Raw genomic sequence first — 1,504 nt, forward strand, 5'->3', positions numbered from 1 at the left:
CAGCGCCAGTGCCTTTGGCCTGTTCGATAGACAATCCGGATTGCGAAGCCTGCCAGTAGCGCCTACTGCGCTCGGTAGCTCTGCGTTGAAGACGCTGTAAAAAATGCTCATTTACGAAAAAGTAAACTCCGCTTTTTTACAGCATCTTCGCCTTGATCTACCGTCGCTCGTGACGACGCTATACATCGATAAAACGAAAAATATTTGTTGGTAAACAACACAGAGAGAACGAGGATCACATGCTAAGTTGGGATGAATTCGACAGCGAAGAAGCCGTAAGAGAAACCGCCCGTCAGGACGCGATTAGCAATGCATTGAGCAAAGCTGCCGAGCCAGTCGTGCAACAAACCCAAGCGCAAATTGCACAAGCACAAGCGACTCAAGCAAGCGCCGCTGCCGATGCACAAGCCGTTAATACCGCCTTTGCTGCAGCCGCCAAAGAAGAAGGCATCAGCCCTGAACTCGCCAAAGCGCGCGCGAGCCTCGCCGCACTTGATCCAGCTCCCGGCTTGGAAGAATTGCAAATGGGCGCAGCGCGTATTCAGGTAGATGAAAAGCGCATGATCAACTGCCGCGCCGACTTGAACCAACTCGTTCCCTTCAAATACGACTGGGCATGGCAAAAATACCTTGATGGCTGCTCCAACCACTGGATGCCACAAGAAGTCAACATGACCGCGGACATCGCCACCTGGCGCAGCAAAGACGGCCTGACCGATGACGAGCGCCGCATTGTGATGCGCAGCCTCGGTTACTTCTCTACTGCTGACTCATTGGTAGCGAACAACCTCGTACTCGCGATTTACCGTTTGATCACCAACCCCGAATGCCGCCAATACATTTTGCGTCAATCATTCGAGGAAGCGATCCACACTCACGCCTATCAATATTGCATTGAATCGCTGGGCATGGATGAAGGCGAAATCTTCAACATGTACCGCGAATTGCCAAGCGTTGCGAACAAAGCCGCATGGAGTTTGAAACACACCCAAACACTGGGCGACCCAACCTTCACCACCGGCACACCAGAAACTGATCAGGAATTGCTGCGCAACCTCGTCGCGTTTTATGTAGTGACCGAAGGTATTTTCTTCTACTGCGGATTCAGTCAAATCCTCAGCATGGGCCGCCGCAACAAAATGACCGGCGTTGCCGAACAGTTCCAATACATCCTGCGCGATGAATCCATGCATTTGAATTTTGGTATCGATGTAATCAACCAAATCAAATTGGAAAACCCGCACTTGTGGACTGCAGAATTCCAACAAGAAGTTATCCAAATGATTCTGGAAGGCACCGAGTTAGAAATCCAATACGCCCGCGATTCTATGCCACGCGGTGTACTCGGCATGAATGCCGCGATGATGGAAGAATACCTCCACTTCATCGCCAACCGCCGCTGCTCACAAGTTGGCTTGAAAGAACAATTCCCAGGCGCACAGAATCCATTCCCGTGGATGAGTGAGATTATGGATTTGCGTAAGGAGAAGAATTTCTTTGAGAC

Annotated in this window: 1 protein-coding gene; it reads left to right on the forward strand. The window is 50.9% G+C overall.

Going from position 1 to position 1,504, the window contains the following annotated elements:
• Positions 1–239: 239 nt before the first annotated feature.
• Positions 240–1,504, forward strand: a 1,265-nt coding sequence (locus ACWA6V_RS14185) for a ribonucleotide-diphosphate reductase subunit beta (protein WP_449523106.1), incomplete at its 3' end; no start/stop codon positions are given.

Source organism: Cellvibrio sp., from assembly GCF_053579595.1.